At 66.1% G+C, this 18577-nt stretch carries 19 protein-coding genes and 1 tRNA gene; 16 read left to right on the top strand and 4 right to left on the bottom strand.

All coding sequences use genetic code 11. The features are described from left to right. Nucleotides 1-41 precede the first annotated feature (41 nt). The 9 genes from AC3ANX_RS15605 to AC3ANX_RS15565 all read left to right on the top strand — a co-directional run bounded on the left by AC3ANX_RS15605 (nt 42) and on the right by AC3ANX_RS15565 (nt 5102). Nucleotides 42-548, top strand: a complete 507-nt coding sequence (locus tag AC3ANX_RS15605; RefSeq protein WP_488334174.1) for a response regulator transcription factor — start codon at nt 42-44, stop codon at nt 546-548. A gap of 38 nt (nt 549-586) precedes the next feature. Continuing rightward, a complete protein-coding gene (locus tag AC3ANX_RS15600; protein ID WP_488334173.1) occupies nt 587-934 on the top strand; it encodes a hypothetical protein in 348 nt (115 codons plus the stop codon). Between the two features lie 124 nt (nt 935-1058). Beyond that, nucleotides 1059-1409 carry a hypothetical protein gene (locus AC3ANX_RS15595; RefSeq protein ID WP_488334172.1) on the top strand — a complete coding sequence of 117 codons (351 nt, stop codon included), beginning with the start codon at nt 1059-1061 and terminating at the stop codon, nt 1407-1409. Nucleotides 1410-1483: 74 nt separating this feature from the next. Then, a complete protein-coding gene (locus AC3ANX_RS15590; RefSeq protein WP_488334171.1) occupies nt 1484-1978 on the top strand; it encodes a JAB domain-containing protein in 495 nt (164 codons plus the stop codon). 110 nt (nt 1979-2088) lie between these two features. After that, nucleotides 2089-2415 carry a VirB8/TrbF family protein gene (locus AC3ANX_RS15585; protein ID WP_488334170.1) on the top strand — a complete coding sequence of 109 codons (327 nt, stop codon included), beginning with the start codon at nt 2089-2091 and terminating at the stop codon, nt 2413-2415. Beyond that, nucleotides 2412-3344, top strand: a complete 933-nt coding sequence (gene trbG, locus AC3ANX_RS15580) for a P-type conjugative transfer protein TrbG (RefSeq protein WP_488334169.1) — start codon at nt 2412-2414, stop codon at nt 3342-3344. The genes AC3ANX_RS15585 and trbG overlap by 4 nt, the downstream gene beginning before the upstream one ends. 167 nt (nt 3345-3511) lie before the next feature. Further along, on the top strand, nt 3512-4570 hold the full coding sequence (locus AC3ANX_RS15575; protein WP_488334168.1) for a TraB/TrbI/VirB10 family type IV secretion system protein: 1059 nt from the start codon (nt 3512-3514) through the stop codon (nt 4568-4570). Nucleotides 4571-4580: 10 nt separating this feature from the next. Further along, complete coding sequence (locus AC3ANX_RS15570; RefSeq protein WP_488334167.1) at nt 4581-4802, top strand: DUF2274 domain-containing protein; 222 nt, start codon at nt 4581-4583, stop codon at nt 4800-4802. A 51-nt stretch (nt 4803-4853) separates the two neighbouring features. After that, nucleotides 4854-5102 carry a hypothetical protein gene (locus AC3ANX_RS15565; RefSeq protein ID WP_488334166.1) on the top strand — a complete coding sequence of 83 codons (249 nt, stop codon included), beginning with the start codon at nt 4854-4856 and terminating at the stop codon, nt 5100-5102. 159 nt (nt 5103-5261) lie between these two features. Here the strand turns inward: AC3ANX_RS15565 and AC3ANX_RS15560 are convergent, their stop codons facing one another. The 3 genes from AC3ANX_RS15560 to AC3ANX_RS15550 all read right to left on the bottom strand — a co-directional run bounded on the left by AC3ANX_RS15560 (nt 5262) and on the right by AC3ANX_RS15550 (nt 8004). Next, complete coding sequence (locus tag AC3ANX_RS15560; protein WP_488334165.1) at nt 5262-6596, bottom strand: tyrosine-type recombinase/integrase; 1335 nt, start codon at nt 6594-6596, stop codon at nt 5262-5264. A 160-nt stretch (nt 6597-6756) separates the two neighbouring features. Further along, nucleotides 6757-6831, bottom strand: a tRNA-Gln gene (locus AC3ANX_RS15555). 69 nt (nt 6832-6900) lie between these two features. Further along, the gene (locus AC3ANX_RS15550) at nt 6901-8004 is read right to left on the bottom strand and encodes a branched-chain amino acid aminotransferase (RefSeq protein ID WP_488336971.1); all 1104 of its coding nucleotides are present in this window, start codon (nt 8002-8004) and stop codon (nt 6901-6903) included. 95 nt (nt 8005-8099) lie between these two features. On the opposite strand from AC3ANX_RS15550, the gene AC3ANX_RS15545 reads away from it, so the two are divergent. Continuing rightward, complete coding sequence (locus tag AC3ANX_RS15545) at nt 8100-8588, top strand: MarR family transcriptional regulator (protein WP_488334164.1); 489 nt, start codon at nt 8100-8102, stop codon at nt 8586-8588. Nucleotides 8589-8593: 5 nt separating this feature from the next. Here AC3ANX_RS15545 and AC3ANX_RS15540 read toward each other — a convergent pair whose 3' ends face one another. Then, the gene (locus AC3ANX_RS15540; protein ID WP_488334163.1) at nt 8594-10141 is read right to left on the bottom strand and encodes an MFS transporter; all 1548 of its coding nucleotides are present in this window, start codon (nt 10139-10141) and stop codon (nt 8594-8596) included. A 314-nt stretch (nt 10142-10455) separates the two neighbouring features. Between AC3ANX_RS15540 and AC3ANX_RS15535 the strand changes: the two genes are divergently transcribed. The 6 genes from AC3ANX_RS15535 to AC3ANX_RS15510 all read left to right on the top strand — a co-directional run bounded on the left by AC3ANX_RS15535 (nt 10456) and on the right by AC3ANX_RS15510 (nt 18573). Then, entirely contained in the window at nt 10456-11121 is a 666-nt protein-coding gene (locus AC3ANX_RS15535) for a helix-turn-helix domain-containing protein (protein ID WP_488334162.1), read from the top strand. A 51-nt stretch (nt 11122-11172) separates the two neighbouring features. Beyond that, complete coding sequence (locus tag AC3ANX_RS15530; protein ID WP_488334161.1) at nt 11173-11787, top strand: TetR/AcrR family transcriptional regulator; 615 nt, start codon at nt 11173-11175, stop codon at nt 11785-11787. Between the two features lie 349 nt (nt 11788-12136). Further along, nucleotides 12137-12529: a hypothetical protein gene (locus tag AC3ANX_RS15525; protein WP_488334160.1), complete on the top strand. Its 393-nt coding sequence runs from the start codon at nt 12137-12139 to the stop codon at nt 12527-12529. Next, nucleotides 12526-13788, top strand: a complete 1263-nt coding sequence (locus AC3ANX_RS15520) for an efflux RND transporter periplasmic adaptor subunit (RefSeq protein ID WP_488334159.1) — start codon at nt 12526-12528, stop codon at nt 13786-13788. Before AC3ANX_RS15525 ends, AC3ANX_RS15520 begins: the two co-directional genes overlap by 4 nt. Nucleotides 13789-13932: 144 nt before the next feature. Next, complete coding sequence (locus AC3ANX_RS15515) at nt 13933-17115, top strand: efflux RND transporter permease subunit (RefSeq protein WP_488334158.1); 3183 nt, start codon at nt 13933-13935, stop codon at nt 17113-17115. Nucleotides 17116-17127: 12 nt separating this feature from the next. Continuing rightward, entirely contained in the window at nt 17128-18573 is a 1446-nt protein-coding gene (locus AC3ANX_RS15510; protein ID WP_488334157.1) for an efflux transporter outer membrane subunit, read from the top strand. Nucleotides 18574-18577 lie beyond the last annotated feature (4 nt).

Genomic DNA, 18577 nt, shown 5'->3' with positions numbered 1-18577 from the left:
GCTCATGACGGGGCGGGCAAAAACCGGCATAGAATGATGCAGTGACGACGGCATCCCAGATCGATTCGCTGACCGAACGCCAGAAAGACTGTCTGCGTGGGGTACTTGCGCTGGAGAGCGCCAAGGAAACTGCCAGGCGGCTCAGCCTTAGCGAATATACCGTCAAGGAACACCTGAGAGAGGCCCGGGGTCGACTCGGATGTGCCACCAGCGCCGAGGCCGCCAAGGCATTTGCCGTGTTCGATCGCTCCCCCCTCTTGCAGGAGGGGGTGCGTCAAGCGGGGGCGACGATCTCGCTCGATCCTGTGAGGTCAGACCCCGGGAACGTGATCGAAGAGACCACCTCGGGCCCTGGGGAAGACCTTCTGCCCTTCGCCTCGAACGTCGCTCCGGTCGTGCGTCCCGATCACAACCAGACCGGGAGCCGTCTCGCGCGATTTTCGACCAAGGATCTGGTCATTTCGACATTCGTCGTTGCCGCGTTTGTGATCTTCGCGATCATCGCGGCTCCGGCGATGCTCAAATCCGTCGAAGACCTGCTCCGCTAGCGATATTTCGCCGGCTCCCCGAGCACATGGGGTAAGCAATGTCACAGGAATACCGGATCAAACAGGCGGGCGATCGTATCGCGGCACAGTTTCTCGATCTCGAAACCCAGGCTATCGAACTCGCGCGTCGCGGCGCCCAACTCGTCGCCGATGCGTTCGAAGCGCGTGCGAAAACGGGGCTCGATGCCACGGTCGGCAATCAGGCCTTGATTGCGCTTTCCAGCGCGGTCCATCAGTCGGTGCTCGCACAAGCGCGGATTGCCGACGTACATCCGCTAATGGCGCAGGTCGGACGCGAGGTCGGTTACGGCGACAATGGCTGTCCCGATCGCTCGATCACGCCGACGGGGCAGCTCGTGATGCTCGGCGACCGGGTCGCCGCTTGACCTGACGAGGTGAGGGGGCATCCTTGCCGGGATGCCGTCGCCCCTCCTCCGATACGTCCTGCCGCTTCTGGGGATCGCAGCCTTTGCCATCTGGAGGGGCGGGAAACCTGAGCGGTTCGCCGCGATGCTGATGCTCGGCGGTGAAGCGGCGTCGAGGCTGTTCGAGCACCACGACGTTGATGTCCGCTTCGGCGCGATCGATCCGGCGCTGCTGAGTGTCGATGTGACGATGGCGGTGCTGTTCATAGCTCTCTCGATCAAGGCAGACCGTCATTGGCCGATCGCCCTTTCCGCTTTGCAGATCGTCGCGGTGATGAGCCATCTTGGCTTCACCTTGCGGCGCTCGCAGCCGCTGGCCTATGCGGTGCTGGAGATCGCGCCGGCATATCTTGGCCTGATCATCCTGCTGGCGGGCACGATCCGCCACATCGTGCGGATCACGCGCTTTGGACACGACCCGTCCTGGCGAACCTGATCGCACGCGTCGCGCTCTTTGACAGCGAAGGCGTCGCGACGGCGCTGCCTGCGGAGGTCGGATCGGGTATTGCCGTGCTGGCAGCGTCGCGATCACGCCTGCGAGCCTGTCTGCCGTCCCATCCTACGGTCGTGGTGCTCCTGACCAGCGGCGATGCGGCATGGTTTGCCCAAGCAGATTCTGGCGGAACCGCTTTTACCCGACTCCGGCGCGGTGCTGAACTCTCTGCAATCCGACCTCGAACAGCTCCCGTTCGAACGCGTGCGCGTGCTGTACTTGAGGACGCGGCATCCTCCGATCTGTGCCCCGATCGTGTGCCCGAGCGGTCTCGGCACTGCCGACATCGCGCCGCGCCAGTCGTGGGACGGGCGCTGGAGTGGGCGGCGGCGGGTGTCGTGTTGGCGCACACCCATCCAAGCGGCGACCCCACGCCGAGCATAGTCCATATCGACCTGACGCGCAGGGTCCGCCTCGCCGGAAAACCACGCGGTGGCGCGGTGCTGGACATTTCAACATCCGCCTCGGTCAGCACAGGCGCTTCAGGGCGCTCGGATACTTTACGGCGCTAGCCCTGAAGCACCCCACCCTGACGTGATCGCCAGGCACGATCGCGCCTCTGCGGATCCACGTCGTGCAACGCCGTCCGACCTCCCGATGAGGCGGCCGGGTGGCCCGCCCTATGTCCAGGCCGAATGCGGCTAAAAGGGCGGGCACATGCCCTCAGGTCAAATGGAGCGAAACGGCGTTTGAGCATGGCAGCAAGGCCGCGACATCGCACTGGACCGGTTTTCTCTCGATCATCTCGCGGCCACCGGTCTCGGCCGACACGCTACGCAAGAACCCGCTCGGCATTTACGTCGATGCGATCGACTGGAGCCGCGAGCTGGAGCCCGCATCCTCGCAGCAGGCTGCCCGGACGGCTGCTCCGCTGATCGAGCCGTCGGCTGCGCTTGATCTCGCGAACACCGCGCAACCTGCCACCCCCAGCCAGGAGACCCAGCAATGACACGCCTGCTTACCATGTCCGCGCTCGGCGCGATCGCATTCGCGGTGATCGCGGCAGAGGCACCGCCGGCGACCAGGACCGTGGCGTCGAAGCCCGCCCCGACGCAAGAGCCTGCCGCCGTGACTCGGCACGTGAAGCCGGTGAAACTCATGCACCCGCGTCTCCCGCTCGCGGTGAAGAATGTCGCCGCTGCGAATCGGTCGGCGACGCTCCAGCCAGCGGTGCAGGGGTTCACCAACGCGTCGCAGGTCTATCCGTTTACCGATGGCCTGATCTATCAGGTCTACGCGGCGCCTGGACGCGTTACTGACATCGCGCTCCAGCCGGGGGAGATTCTCGGCGCGGTCGCAAGCGGCGATACGGTGCGCTGGGTAATCGGCGATACAAGCAGTGGGGCAGGGGACACCAAGCGCACTCATCTGCTGGTCAAGCCGTTTGCGGCCGGGCTCTCCACCAATCTCGTCGTTACGACGGATCGGCGGAGCTATCATCTCGCGCTGGCGAGCACAGGCGGCGCGGCAATGTCGGCGCTGTCCTGGACCTATCCGCAGGATGCCTTGATCGCGTTCAAACGCGCGGAGGCGCAGGCTGCTTCGGCTGCGCCCATCGCATCCGGGCTCGATGTCGCGCAACTGCGGTTCGATTATGCGATCGCGGGCGACAAGCCCGCCTGGCGGCCGATCCGCGCGTTCGATGACGGCCGGCAGACGTTCATTGAATTTCCCGCGACGCTCGGCGCCGGGGAAGCGCCGCCGCTGTTCCTGGTTGACGACAAGGGTGTCGCGCAACTCGTCAATTACCGGCTGCGCGACCGTTTTTATGTGGTCGACCGGCTGTTCGATGCGGCCGAACTTCGTCTTGGCACCAAGCATCAAGACGTTGTGCGAATTGTGCGCGTCGCGCCGTCGCGAAAGGGTCGGTCGTCGTGACCGGGACATCCGATGCGATCGATGAGCCGAACGGCGAGGGCGAGGCTGTCGTTCTGCCGACCAAGGTCGATCCGGAGACGTTCGCACTGCGTGGCAAGCCCGCGCGCGCGATCCGCTTCAAGCGCGGGATCATCGTCGCAACCGCCGCGCTCGGCTCGGCAAGTGTGATGGCAACGGCATGGTTCGCGCTGAGCCCGCATAGCTTTCATCTTGTGCGGCAGCACGAAGATCGCGGCGACATTGCGAAACCGCAGAGCGACACGCTGAGCAAGCTTCCCAGTAGTTACGGGGATGTCCCGCGACTGGGAGCACCACTACCAGGCGACCTCGGGCGCGCGATCCTCGATCACCAGCGTGCGATGGCAGCGGAAGCCGGAACATCTGTCCCGGCGCCGCAGGCGGTCGACCAGGAGGCGGCCGCCGAGCGCGAGCGTCAGCTCGCCGAGCTCAAGGAGGCGCGCGAATCCGGGCTGATGGCGAAGTCGGCTGGATCTGCAGTGCCGGTCGAGCCCGTCGTGACGCCGCCTGCGGTCAGTGCGTCCGATCCGGCCAAGGTGGCGCTGGATACAGATAAGGACCCGGGCGCGCAGCAGCACAAAATCGATTTCGTTGGCGCGATTGATCGCGGGGGTGACGTCAATCCGCACCCGCTGACCCAGCCTGCTTCGCCAAACATGCTGTCGGCTGGCAGCGTGATCACGGCCAGCCTCCTAACCGGGCTGAGATCCGATCTGCCGGGGCTGGTCACCGCGCAGGTGACCGAGCAGGTCTATGATAGCGCGACAGGGAGAGTTCTGCTGATCCCCCAAGGCGCGCGACTGATCGGTTCTTACGACAGCGTCGTCGCGTTCGGGCAGCGGCGCGCGCTGGTGGTCTGGCAGCGGATCATCTTGCCCGACGGCAGTTCGCTCGCGCTCGACAATGTGCCTGCCACCGACCCGTCCGGCTATGCCGGGCTTGCCGACAAGGTCGACATGCACACGTGGCAGTTGCTGAAAGGCGTCGTCCTGTCGACGCTGCTTGGCGTGGGATCCAGCCTGACGTTCTCGAACGAGAGCGATCTCGTCCAGGCGATCCGCCAGTCGACCCAGCAGAGTGAATCGCGGGCGGCCGACCAGCTTACGTCCAAGAACCTGCAGATTCAGCCGACGATCACCATTCGTCCAGGCTCGCCCGTGCGATTGGTCGTCCACCGTGATCTCATTCTCGCGCCGTGGCGCGGATAGGAGTTTCTATATGCCCGATCTGCGCCTAGGTCGCCTTCCTGATCGAACACCAGTGAAGCTGACGATCAACATTCTTCCGGACGTTCATCAGGCATTGGTCGATTATGCCGTCGCTTACGAACAAGCTTATGGTCGTGCCGAGCCTTTGAGTGAGCTGATTCCGGCAATGCTCTCGGCCTTTCTCGAGAGCGACAGGGCATTCGCACGAAAACGCCGCGTGACGGCACCTTGAACATGTCCAATCGCGATTGTCCGTACGATCCCGCGGGCATGATTACCGTTGATGAATTTGCGCTTCTGGCACATCTCTCAAGACGTCAAATCGATCGCCTCCGAAAATCTCGGCCGCAGGATTTCCCGCGCGAGTACGAACTCGGGAGCGGCCGCAGCAAGCATCGCCGATGTCCGAGGTTCAGGCGCGAAGAAGTGGATGCCTGGCTCGACACTCGTGCTCTCTGGTGAGGTGAGCGGTTCTCCGGTGAAGGCGTTATACAAAAAGAGGGCGGCCAAACGGCCGCCCGACAAGTTTTAGGAGAGGATGCCTGAAAGGCATTGCTCTTGTGCAGCGCAGCATGACGAACCGCAACTGCGTATGACTACGGTGCCAATTGCGCGTTCCGCACACCGTACCAGGTCATCCTGAGTCCGGATCCCCCTGCCAACGCGCGAACGGTAGCGCACCTGTGACGGCTCAGCTCTGAACGGTCGGAGCCAGCCGGTATCGTGGGGACACGACGGCGAAATTCGGGACGGCAAGACGCGCGGCGGAGGGGGTCGGATTCACCTTCAGCTCGTTGGTCGGCACACCCAATGCCTCGGCCACGCCTGCCTTCGTCGCAATCGCCGTGATCTCTCGCTCCCATTTGAGAAACCAGGATGCCTTCTCCTCCTCCAGTTCGTAGCCATCGTAGATGCGCTCCATCCCCGACTTCAGGTGATTCATCATCGCTTCGGCGGTCTCGAAATCGACCTTGAGTCTCTTGGTGTTGGAGCGCGCGGTCCTGCGGAAGTCGTGCGGGGTGAAGCGCTGAACCGGGTGACCCGCGATGTCTGCCATCCGCGCCTGCACGCGATCTCGCGCTTTGTACCAGACCGAATTATTGCGCGGTCCATCAATCCTTTCCGCAGGGAATACCCATTCATGTTTGCTGAGCATGAGCGATCGGCCCCACGGGCCAAGCGCGATGCGATGCTCGAATGAATTCTTCACTCGATCCTTTGGGAGTATCCAGATGCCGCTGACCAATTCGGATGAGCGCGCCTGCACGACTTCCGAAATGCGCGCGGCGGTCAGCAGCATCAGCAGCATGCCCCGCTGCACGTAGCGAGGTTCGGGCAGGAGTGCTTTCAGGAACCACTCGAGTTCAAGCAAGCTCAGGACACGGGAGCCGACAGGCTCCGGGAATTTGAGATCGCCGAGGCGCCGCGACGGATCGACCTCGAGCCCGACCTCGAGTCCTCGCAGTGATGCAGCCCAGCCGAAGAACACCTTCAGCTCCGCCGCGAGCCGATTGGCACGAATCCTGGCGGAAATGCCTTTCTTTTGAACCAAGCGAATCAGGTCCGTCTCGGTCACTTCGTAAATGCTGCGCTTGCCAAGTTTCGGCGCTATATCGAGTTCGTAGATTTTGATCTTGTCCTTGATCGTGCGCGGTCGGTTCGGACGTTTGGCGCGCGACGCGCGGCCCTCATGAACGGCAACCATGTAGAGTTCATGCGCGCGCGAGACCGTCATCTCATCGCGCGCCTTTTGCGCACGAATCGCTTCGCGCGGATCAATTCCCTTTTCAGCAGAAGCGTTTAACCCGCGCGCCCACTCGCGCGCCTCAGCGATCGTTACGATCGGATAGGCTCCGCCAAACAGGGTCGCCATGACATCGGCGCCAGACACATGCCGGCGATACCGCCACCGTTTTTTGCCGCTGCGCAGGGCTTCGACCGACAGTCCGGGGGTGTGAAGATCGGACAACTTTCCTTTCTGCAACGCGTCGATCGCTGCCGGGGATAGTGCAATTTTCTTAGCCATAACCAACTCCGAATCGGTTGTGGCGCAGACAAAATCATGACGGAAATCATGGCGGAATAGCCGTCTAACTGGGGCTAACTGGGGCAAACCCAGTCCTACCATGCTCTCCGAGATTTTCGACCTAAGTCACTGCGCGACAACCGGAACACGTTGATTCGGTTGGCTGGGGCGGCAGGATTCGAACCTGCGAATGGCGGCACCAAAAGCCGCTGCCTTACCACTTGGCGACGCCCCAACGCGCGAACGGACGCCTTTAGGCGCAGCATCCGCCGCTGAAAAGACCCTTTCGCTAAGGTTCTTACGATCAGGCGATCCGCTCGACCCAGCCGTGCTGGTCGGGCAGCTTGCCGCGCTGGATGCCGGTCAGCGCGTCGCGGATGCGCATGGTCGTCTGACCGGGGCCGCCGCTGCCGATGGTGAAGTCGCCATCGGCCATCTTCATGGTGCCGATCGGCGCGACCACCGCGGCGGTGCCGCAGGCGAACGCCTCGCGCAGGCGGCCACTCTCGGCGTCGGCACGGCACTGGTCGATCGCATAGGGCTCCTCGCGCACGGTCAGCCCCATGTCGCGCGCCATCGCGATGATCGAATCGCGAGTGATGCCGGGCAGGATCGTGCCGGTCAGCGGCGGGGTGGCGAGGCTGCCGTCGTCGAACACGAAGAAGATGTTCATGCCGCCCAGTTCTTCGATCCAGCGCCGCTCGACCGCGTCAAGGAACAGCACCTGATCGCAGCCCTTGCGCGTCGCTTCGGCCTGCGCGACGAGGCTGGAGGCATAGTTGCCGCCGCACTTGGCCGCGCCGGTTCCGCCGGGGGCCGCTCGCGTGTAATCCTGCGAGACCCACAGCGATACCGCCCCCGCGCCCGCCTTGAAATAGGCGCCGACCGACGATGCGATCACCGCATAGAGATATTCGGAGGAAGGCTTCACGCCGAGGAACACCTCGCTCGCGATCATGAACGGGCGCAGGTACAGCGAACCGCCTTCCGCCTCGGGGATCCAGTCCTGCTCGACCTTCACCAGTTCGCGCACCGAGGCGAGAAACAGGTCTTCGGGCAGCGGCTCCATCGCCATGCGCACCGCGGACTCGCGGAAGCGGCGCGCGTTCGCCTCGGGCCGGAACAGCGCGGTGCTGCCGTCCTCCAGGCGATAAGCCTTCATGCCTTCAAAGATTTCCTGCGCATAATGCAGCACCGCCGATGCTCCATCCATCTGGAACGCGGCGCGCGGGCAGATCTTCGCGTCGTGCCAGCCCTTCTCCTCGCTATAGCGGATCATCGCCATATGATCGGTGAAGACCCGCCCGAAGCCGGGGTTCTCGAGCAGGCGCGCACGCTCGTTTGCGTCGATCGGGCTGGCGCTGCGTTCGAACGCGAAAACAGGCGCTTCGGTCGCGGTCCGATCCATGTCTGGGGCAGTCTGATCGGGCATGGCAACCTTCGTACATCTTGATACAAATTTTGGGTTGAACCCTGATAGGGTTGCGGTCAAATCCGGTCAACATGGCAGGGCAGAACACCGCCGCGTCGCCGCTTTTCCTGCGAGAACCCGAGCTTCGGCGCGGGCTCGAACTTCTGTATTTCGGGAACAGCCATCTGACGCGCACCATCGATCAGGGTCTTGCGGACCAGGGGCTTGGCCGGGCGCACCACCGCGCGCTGTATTTCATCGCGCGTCAGCCCGATCTGACGGTCAGTCAGCTGCTCGGGCTGCTGGCGATCACCAAACAGTCGCTCGGCCGCGTGCTCAACGAACTCATCGAGCGTGGGCTGGTCGAGATGCGTCCCGGCGACCGCGACCGGCGCCAGCGGCTGCTGCGGCTGAGCGAGGCCGGGCGTAGCCTGGAGACGCAGTTGTTCGACGCGCTGCGCGAGCGGCTGTCCGCCGCCTATGCGAGCGCCGGGCAGGCGGCGGTCGGCGGCTTCTGGGCCGTGCTCGAAGGGCTGATCCCGGCCGAGGAGCGCGAGCGTATCGGGCTGCGGCGCGACTGATCGGCTCAGGCGGTGGCCTTCCGCGCCGCCGGCTCGGCATGTCCGCTGATCTCCGCGCCGGCATCGCGTGCGAAGCGCAGGTTCCAGATCGTCGCGCTCAGCGAGATCGCCGTCACCGCCCAGAACGCCACCGAAAAGTCGCCGAGCGCGGGCGCGGCATGGCCGTGCGCGAGCATCGCCAGATGCAGCGCGATCGCGGCGATGCAGATGCCAAGCGACAGCATCAATTGCTGGAAGGTGGAGTAGAAGGCGGTCGCGCTGCTCATGTGGCGCTTGTCGACACCGTCATAGGCGATCGTGTTGTAGGCGGTGAACTGGAACGACATGAAGAAGCCCGAGATCGCCAGCACGCCGAACATCGCCCATACCGGCCAGCTCGGGCGGAACAGCCCGCAGATCGCATAGCCGCTGGTCGCCAGCACGCCGTTCCAGATCAACGCGCGGCGGAAGCCCAGCCGGCGCAGCACGCGCTGGGCGAGACCCTTCATCGCCAGCGATCCGATCGCGGTCGCCACCGTGATCGTGCCGCTGCGTGCGGCGGAAAAGCCGAAGCCGACCTGCATCATCAGCGGCAGCAGGAACGGCTGCGCGCCCTGCGTGATGCGGGTGATCGACCCTGCGATCACTGATAGCCGGAAGGTCGGATCGCGCATCAGCGTCAGGTCGAGGATCGCGCCTTCGCGGCCGCGCGCGTGGCGGATGTAGAAGAAGCCCGCGATCGCGCCGATCGCGACCAGCACCGCCGCCGTGCCGCCTTCGCCCGGGCGGCTGACCATCTCGAACCCGAACAGCAAGCAGCCGAGCGACACGCCGCTCAGCACGAAACCGGCGAGGTCGAAGGCGGGCGGCGCATCCTCCTTGATGTTAGCGATGAAGCGCCCGACCAGCCACACGCCGAGCACGCCCATCGGCAGGTTGATGTAGAAGATCCAGCGCCAGTCGAGATAGGTGACGATGAACCCGCCGAGCGGCGGCCCGACGATCGGCCCGATCAGCGCCGGCACCAGCAGCCACGACATCGCATTGACCATGTCCTGCTTGGCGACCGAGCGCAGCAGCACCAGCCGCCCGACCGGGATCATCATCGCGCCGCCGATGCCTTGCACGAAGCGCGACACCACGATCATCTCGAGCGTGCGCGATTGCCCGCAGGCCAGGCTGCCGAGCATGAACAGCACGATCGCGGTGCGGAACACGGTGCGCGACCCGTAGCGATCCGCCAGCACGCCCGAGGCCGGAATGAAGATGGCGAGCGCGAGCAGATAGGAGGTGAGCGCGATGCTCATCTCGGGCGCGCGCACGCCGAAGTCGCGCGCCATGGTCGGCAGCGCGGTCGCCAGCACCGTCGCGTCGACGAACTCCATAAACAGCGCGCTGGCGATGATGAGCGCGACCAGCCGGTAATTAGGGCCGGACACCGCCGGGCCGACATCCTGCGTGGTGGTGAGCGAACCCGCCGCCGGGATGATCCCGTCGCGCACCTCGGCATTGACGGAGGCGACACCGCGCCGCCGTGGCCGCGTGCTCGGGCCGGAGGGGTGGAGGAGGGACATGGCGGTTTCCCGTTGACGAACGAGGGGACGACTCTCCCGCGAGAAGGCCGTCCGTCTGTCGCGCGGGCGTGCCGATACGCCCGCATATGGGCGTGCAAGGAGGAAAAGGAAACCGTCGGCGCTTGGAAAACGCCGGAAGCGGCATAGGTACAGCGCGGGTTAACCTCGCCTTCGCGACATGCCTGTTGCGCGCCGCCTGCAATGGCGCGATGGCGGAACCCAGCCGGAATCGCGTCGGGCACCCCGCGTGTTCCCGGTGGTACGGAGGCGCGCCGCGGGTGTTTCAACGCGCGTCGGGATCGGAGATTGAGCGAATGGCCAAGGCCAAGTTGGTGAACGATATCGAGACGGCCGCCGTCGAGATCAACGAGCTGAAGACCGTCTCCAGTGCGCCCACCACCGAGGCGCGCACGCTGGAGCGGGCGCTGGGCGCGCAGATCCGCCTGTTGCGCCGGCGGCAGGATCTTTCGGTGTCCGATCTCGCTACGGCGGCAAGCATCTCGCTCGGCATGCTCTCCAAGATCGAGAACGGCCAGATCTCGCCTTCGCTGACGACGGTGCAGTCGCTCGCGCACGCGTTGTCGGTGCCGATCTCGTCCTTGTTCGAGAGCGTGGAGGAGCGGCAGGACTGTTCGTTCGTGCCGGCCGGGCGCGGCGTCAGCATCGAGCGGCGCGGCACCAAGGCGGGGCACAACTACCAGCTGCTCGGCCACCTGTCGCGCGGTGACGTGGTGGTCGAGCCGTACCTCATCACGCTCAACGAGGAAGCGACCCCGCACACCAGCTTCAGCCATGCCGGGGTCGAGCTGATCCAGATGATCGAGGGCGAGATCAAATATCGCCACGGCAGCGAAACCTATCATCTGCGCCCCGGCGATACGATGATGTTCGATTCGGGCGCGCTGCACGGGCCGGAGGAGTTCCTTCAGTTTCCAATGCGTTACCTGTCGATCATCGTCTATCCGCGCAACCACGGCTAAACCCGATCGCGCCTAGACTCGACGTGCCGGGCTTCCTATATACCGATCGGTATGGAACAGGCTGACACGATTGCGCCCCCGAAAGGGCGGCCGCGCGAATTCGATCTCGACACGGCACTTGCCGCCGCGCTGCGCGTGTTCTGGCAGCACGGCTACGAAAGCGCGTCGATGGCGGAGCTGACCGCGGCGATGGGCATTACCAAGCCCAGCTTGTACGCCGCATTCGGCAATAAGGAGCAGTTGTTCCACAAGGCGCTCGACCTCTATGAGCGCGACAAGCTCGCTTATACCGAGAAAGCGCTGTCCGCGCCGACCGCGCGTGGCGTCGCCGAACGCTTCCTGCGCGGCGCGCTCGAGATGCAGACCAGTTCATGCGACCCGAAAGGGTGCATGGCGATCATGAGCGTCATCTCGTGCGGCGCGGAAGCCGAATCGATCCGGGCGGACGTGATCGCCCGGCGCGCCTCGTCGGAGGTCGCGCTGATCGAACGGTTCCAGCGCGCCAAGGATGAGGGCGAGTTCCCGGAGGGGCTCGAAGCCAAGGCGCTGGCCCGCTTCCTGTACGCGATCATGCAGGGGCTGTCGGTTCAGGCCAGCACGGGGACGTGCTGCATGGACCTGACCCAGCTTGTCGAGACGAGCCTGTCGGTGTGGCCGACCAAGTGAGCGGCAGCTTCGTGGCGCTAAATTTAAAGTAATTTACCTACCGGTACAGAATGCGGTTGACGCGGTGCAGCAGCCGATTATATACCGCTTGGTATCGAAGCCGGGAACATCAGGCAGCCCGGTATAGCGGCGGAAGGAAACGCCCGTGACCAAAACGACCTGCTGATTGCCCGGCAGCCGCATGTGCGCGGCTGCATAGCGTACCTTTCGACATTCTGACGGATCTCGCGGGCGGGGCGTGCCCTACGCTCCTCCGCGCCTGCCCGAACCTTGCCCGGACTTCCGGCCTCGACGCGACGCACCGGCGTTCGCGCGGCCGTCGGTGCGCGGCCGCCTCAGGGGACTTCTCATGGCTTATCTCGATCTCGAACATCCTTTCGCCGCTCCCTCCGCCAGCCGCACCGCCGTCGATGCCGCCGCCGCGCCGAGCTTCTCCGCGCTCGAATGGAGCGTCATCGCCGTCGCCCGCCGCGACAAGATCAGCAGCCTGAGCGAACCCGGCCCCGTGTCGCGCGCGTTCGGCGGGCTGTTCGGCTTCGGCAAGGCGTCGCGTCTTGCCGAGCCCAGGCTGGAGACGCTGCGCCGGCTCGCCGTCCACGCCTGGCGGCGCGGCTATGCGCTGCCTGCGTCGGAGGTCGCGACCTTCTTAAAGGCTGGTTTCACCATGGCGCAGGCCGAACTGCTGGTGGCGAGCGTCACCGGCGGCACGGTGGGTTCGCTCGCGTGGAAGATCGCCGCATGAACATGGAAACCCATATCGAAACCGCCGACTCGACGCCGGTGTCGCGCGGCTGGTCGCGCATGCCGGGCTGGCAGCGTGGCGCCGCGATCCTGCTGCCGCTGGCGGTGGTCGGCTATGCCGGCGTGAAGCTCGCCACGCCCGCGCCGATCGTGGCGGCGATGCCGACACCGGCGGTGACGGTGGCGACCCCGCTGGTGCGCGAGGTCAACGAGTGGGACGATTATATCGGCCGCTTCGCCCCCAGCCGCACGGTCGAGATCCGGCCGCGCGTCAACGGCGAAGTCACCGGCGTCCATTTTCGCGACGGTGATATCGTCCGCAAGGGCCAACTCCTCTTCACGATCGACGCGCGTCCGTTCGCGGCGCAGCTCGCCGAAGCCAGGGCCAATGTCGCGAGCGCACAGAGCGCGCTGGCGCTCGCCAAGTCCGATCTCGGCCGCGCGACGCGGCTGGTCGATGACGAGGCGGTGTCGGCGGGCGAGGTCGATTCGCTGCGCGCCAAGGTACAGGCGGCGAGTGCCGCGCTGGCGGCGGCGCAGGCGCGGGTGCGTGCGCGGGCGCTCGATGTCGGCTTCACGCAGGTCCGCGCGCCGATCGGCGGGCGCATTTCCGATCGCAAAGTCGATCCCGGCAATCAGGTCGCGGGCGGGGAGGGGACCGGCGGCACCGTCCTGACCACGATCAACGCGCTCGACCCGATCTACTTCACCTTCGACGGCTCGGAAGCCTTGTACCTCAAGGCGCAGCGCGCGCGTCAGCCGGGCGCCGGCCCCACCCCGGTCGAGATTCAGTTGCAGGACGAGGCCGAGCATCGCTGGAAGGGCAAGCTCGACTTCACCGACAATGCGCTCGACCAGCGTTCGGGTACGATCCGCGGCCGTGCGGTGCTCGACAATCCCAAGTATTTCCTCACCCCCGGCATGTTCGGCAACATGCGGCTGGCGAACGGCGGCACCGTCAAGGCGCTGCTCGTGCCCGACGCTGCCGTCCAGACCGATCAGGCGCGCAAGATCGTGCTGACGGTTGATCGCCAGAACCAGGTCGCGGCCAAGCCGGTCGAGCTCGGCCCGGTCATCAACGGCCTGCGCGTGATCCGTTCTGGCCTGACCCCGGCCGACCGCGTCGTCATTACCGGCGTGCAGATGGCCGCCCCCGGCGCGAAGGTCGCGCCGACGCTCGGCAAGATCACGCCCGAGGCGGTCGCCGCCACGCCGAACGTGGTCGCCCCGCTCGCCGGCGAAGCGACGTTCGGGCGCTGACGCCCGCAAAGCGCCTTCTGCTCAGTACCACCCATCGTCCCGAGCGAGTCGAGGGACAGGTCTCGCGCGGTTGCGCGGGTGCCTCGACTTCGCTCGGCCCGAACGGATGGGCCGTAATTCTCCTGTTCGCAAAGGACGGACATCATGCGCCTCTCGCGCTTCTTCATCACGCGGCCGATCTTCGCCGCGGTGATCGCGGTCGTCATCACCCTCGTCGGCGCGATCGCCTATGTCGGGCTGCCGGTCTCGCAATATCCCGACATCGTGCCGCCGACCGTGACCGTGACCGCGACCTACCCCGGCGCGAACGCGGAGACAGTGGCCGAGACGGTCGCCACGCCGATCGAGCAGGAGATCAACGGCGTCGACAACATGCTGTACCAGTCGTCGCAATCGACCGGTGACGGCAAGCTGACCATCACCGTCACCTTCAAGATCGGCACCAACCTCGATGCCGCGCAGGTGCTGGTGCAGAACCGCGTCGCCATCGCGGTGCCGCGTCTGCCCGAGGACGTGCAGCGTCTCGGCGTCGTCACGCGCAAGACCTCGCCGGACTTCCTGATGGTGGTCAACCTGATCTCGCCCGACAATTCGCTCGATCGCGGCTATGTGTCGAACTACGCGCTGACGCAGATCCGCGACCGGCTGACCCGGATCGACGGCGTCGGCGACGTGCAGCTGTTCGGCAGCCGCGACTATTCGATGCGTGTGTGGATCGACCCCGGTCGCGCCGCCGCGCTCGACCTGACCGCGGGCGAGATCGTCGCCGCCTTGCGTGCGCAGAACGTGCAGGTCGCCGCCGGTACGCTCGGCCAGCCGCCTTATTCGCAGGGGGACGCCTATCAGCTCAACGTCGAGACGCAGGGCCGCCTCACCGATCCCAAGCAGTTCGCCGACGTGGTGATCCGCACCGACGCGAACGGCCGTCAGGTCCGCGTGTCGGACGTGGCGCGGGTCGAGCTCGGCGCGCAGGATTACGGCTCGAACACGTACATCAGCGGCAAGCCGACGGTGATCCTCGCGGTGTTCCAGCGGCCGGGATCGAACGCGCTGGCCGCTGCGCAAGCCGTCACCGCGACGATGAACGACGCGCAGAAGCATTTCCCCAAGGGCCTCGCCTACCGCGTGATCTACAACCCGACCGAGTTCATCTCGCAGTCGATCGACGCGGTGAAGCACACGCTGATCGAAGCGATCGTCCTCGTCGTCATCGTCATCCTCGTGTTTCTGCAAAAGTGGCGTGCGGCGATCATCCCGGTGGTGGCGATTCCGGTCTCGCTGATCGGCACCTTCGCGGTGCTGGCGGCGATGGGATATTCGCTCAACAACCTGTCGCTGTTCGGGCTGGTGCTGGCGATCGGCATCGTCGTCGACGATGCGATCGTCGTGGTCGAGAACGTGGAGCGCAATCTCGAACATGGGCTTTCGCCATTGGAAGCGGCGCGCACGTCGATGGACGAGGTGTCGGGTGCCTTGGTGGCGATCGTGCTGGTGCTGATCGCGGTGTTCGTGCCGACGGTGTTCCTCACCGGGCTGTCGGGGGCGTTCTACCGCCAGTTCGCGGTGACGATCACGACCGCGACGATCATCTCGCTGGTGCTGTCGCTCACGCTGTCGCCCGCGCTCGCCGCGATCCTGCTCAAGCCGCACGACAATCGCCGGAAGGGCCGCATCGGCGCGGCGGTGACGCGCGCCGGGGATGCCTTCAACCGCGGCTTTGAACGGCTGAGCAACGCTTATGCCCGCATGACGCTGCGCTTCGTGCAGGCGCCGCGCAAAATGATGCTGGCTTATGTCGGCATGATCGCGCTGACCGTGGGCGTGTTCTGGGTGACGCCGACCGGCTTCATCCCTGCGCAGGACCAAGGCTACTTCCTCACCGTCATCCAGCTTCCGCCCGGCTCCTCGGTCGAGCGCACCGATACGGTGATGCGCAAGGTCGCCGCGCGCATCCTGCCGCTGGCCGGCGTGAAGGGCGCGGTGATGCTGGCGGGCTTCGACGGCCCCTCGCAGACGCTCGCCCCCAATTCGGCCGCCGCCTACATCCCGCTCAAGACCTTCGAGGAGCGCCAGAAGCTCGGCGTGACGCTCGGCAGCATCATGGCCGAGGCGGGCAAGGCGACCGCCGACATAAACGAGGCGCGGCTGTTGATCGTGCCGCCGCCGCTCATCCAGGGCATCGGCTCGGCGGGCGGCTACCGCATCATGGTCAAGGATCAGGAGGCGCGTGGGTATAAGGAAATGGGTGCGGCCGCGTTCGGGCTGATCGGCAAGGCCAACCAGACCAAGGGGTTGAAGCAGGTCTATAGCTTCTTCGACACCGCCACGCCGCGCATCTTTGCCGACGTCGACCGCGCCAAGGCCAACATGCTCGGCGTACCGCCGGAGCGGGTGTTCGAGGCGTTGCAGGTCTATCTCGGCTCGGCGTTCGTCAACGACTTCAACCTGCTTGGGCGCACCTACCGCGTCACGGCCCAAGCCGACGCGCCGTTCCGCCGCACCCCGGCCGATATCGCCAATCTCAAGACGCGCTCGAACTCCGGGCAGATGGTGCCGATCGGGTCGGTCTCGACCTTCGAGGACAAGACCGGGCCGTACCGCGTGACGCGCTACAACCTCGCGCCTGCGGTCGAGGTGGACGGCGATACCGCGCCGGGCTTCTCCTCGGGCCAGTCGCTGGTGACGATGCAGAAGCTCGCGGACGATACGCTCCCCAAGGGCTATTCGACCGAGTGGACCGGCATTGCGTACCAGCAGCAGGCGGCGGGCAGCACGGCGGGCATCGTCTTCCTGATGGCGGTGGTGTTCGTCTTCCTGGTGCTGGCCGCGCAATATGAGAGCGTGACTTTGCCGCTCGCGATCGTGCTGATCGTGCCGATGTGTCTGCTCGCGGCGATGATCGGGGTGAACCTGCGCGGCATGGACAACAACGTCCTCACCCAGATCGGCCTCGTCGTGCTGATCGCGCTCGCCGCCAAGAACGCGATCCTGGTGGTCGAGTTCGCCAAGCAGGCCGAGGAACAGCAGGGGCTCACGCCCGTCGAGGCGGCGGTGCAGGCGGCGCGGACCCGGTTGCGGCCGATCCTGATGACCTCGTTCGCCTTCATCCTCGGCGCGGTGCCGCTGGTGACGGCGAGCGGGGCGGGCTCGGAGCTTCGGCAGGCGCTCGGTACGGCGGTGTTCTTCGGGATGATCGGCGTGACCGCGTTCGGGCTGATCTTCACGCCGACCTTCTACGTGGTGTGTCGCGCGCTCGCGGTGCGCTTGGCGCGTCGCCGGCCCGCCGCCGATACGGCTGCCGATCCCCAGCTTCAGCCCGCCGAATAGGAGCGGAACATAATGAAGAAGTCTCTGTTCGCCACCATCTCGGCGCTCGCACTGTCGGCCTGTGCAGTCGGCCCCAACTATGTCGCGCCGGTCGCCAAGCCGAAGGCGGCGGCCGGTTTCGCCGGGGCGACGACGCCCGCCGTCACCACCGCCGCGCCCGACGGCCAATGGTGGAAGCTGTACAACGATCCGGTGCTCGACCGGCTGGTCGGCGAGGCGCTCGCCGCCAACACCGATATCCGCGTCGCGGTGGCGCGGCTCGATGCGGCGCGCGCGGCGCTGAAGGGTGCGCGCAACGATCGGTTGCCGCAGACCCAGCTCAGCGCGCAGCCGGGCTACGGCCGCTTGCCGGCGCTCCAGCGCGGGCTCGGCACCGCCAAGGAAACCGAACAGATCGACGTAGGGCTCGACGTGTCCTACGAACTTGATCTGGCGGGCCGCGTGCGCCGCAATATCGAGGCGGCGCGCGGTGACGTGAGCGCGGCGGCGGCGGATGCCGATGCGGTGCGCGTCGCGATCGTCGCGCAGACGATCCGTGCCTATGTGGATGCCGCCGGGGCCGCCGAACGGCTGGCGGTGGCGAAGCGCATCGTTGCGTTGCTCGACCGCTCGGTGACGCTCACCGGCAAACGCTTCGATGCCGGCCGCGCCGAGCGGCTCGACGTGATCCGCATCCAGACGCTGCGCGACCAGCGTGCCGCTTTGGTGCCCGAGATCGAGGCCGAGCGGCAATCGGCGCTGTTTCGGCTCGCGACACTGACCGGCCACGCGCCGCAGGAGCTCGCCGCCGATGCGGGCCTGCGCACCGATCCGCCCCGACTCGACCAGCCGATCCCGGTCGGCGACGGCCAGACCCTGCTCGCGCGCCGCCCCGATGTGCGCGCCGCCGAGCGGCGGCTGGCGGCCGCGACCGCGCGGATCGGCGTGGCGACCGCAGACCTCTATCCGCGCATCACGCTGGGCGGATCGGTCGGATCGACGGGGACGAGCTTCAGCGACATTTTCGGTGGCGGGCCGTTCCGCTGGCTGGTGGGGTCGCTCATCAACTGGTCGTTCCCCAACACCGGGGCCGCGCGCGCACGGATCGCAGGGGCGGAGGCCGACACGCGCGGCGCGCTCGCCAGCTTCGACGGCACGGTGCTGACCGCGCTGGAGGAAACCGAAACCGCGTTATCGACCTATGCGCGCGAGATCGACCGGCGGCAGGCTTTGGTGGCGGCGCGCGACGGGGCGGCGAGGGCCGCGAAGATCAGCGAGGCGCGCCAGCGCGAGGGCACGATCGATTTCCTGACGGTGCTCGATGCGCAGCGGACCTTTGCCGATGCGGATGCCGATCTGGCGGCGGCGGACGTGCGCATCGCGGACGCGCAGGTCGATCTGTTCCGGTCGTTGGGGGGAGGCTGGTCGGCGCCGGTCACGGCTGCGACGAACTCCGCCGGCGGTCATGCCGGGCGGTAGCGGA

It is taken from the genome of Sphingomonas sp. BRN-1R (assembly GCF_057748035.1).
The sequence above is the reverse complement of the archived record's forward strand: the minus strand, read 5'-3'. Positions and strand labels throughout refer to the sequence as shown.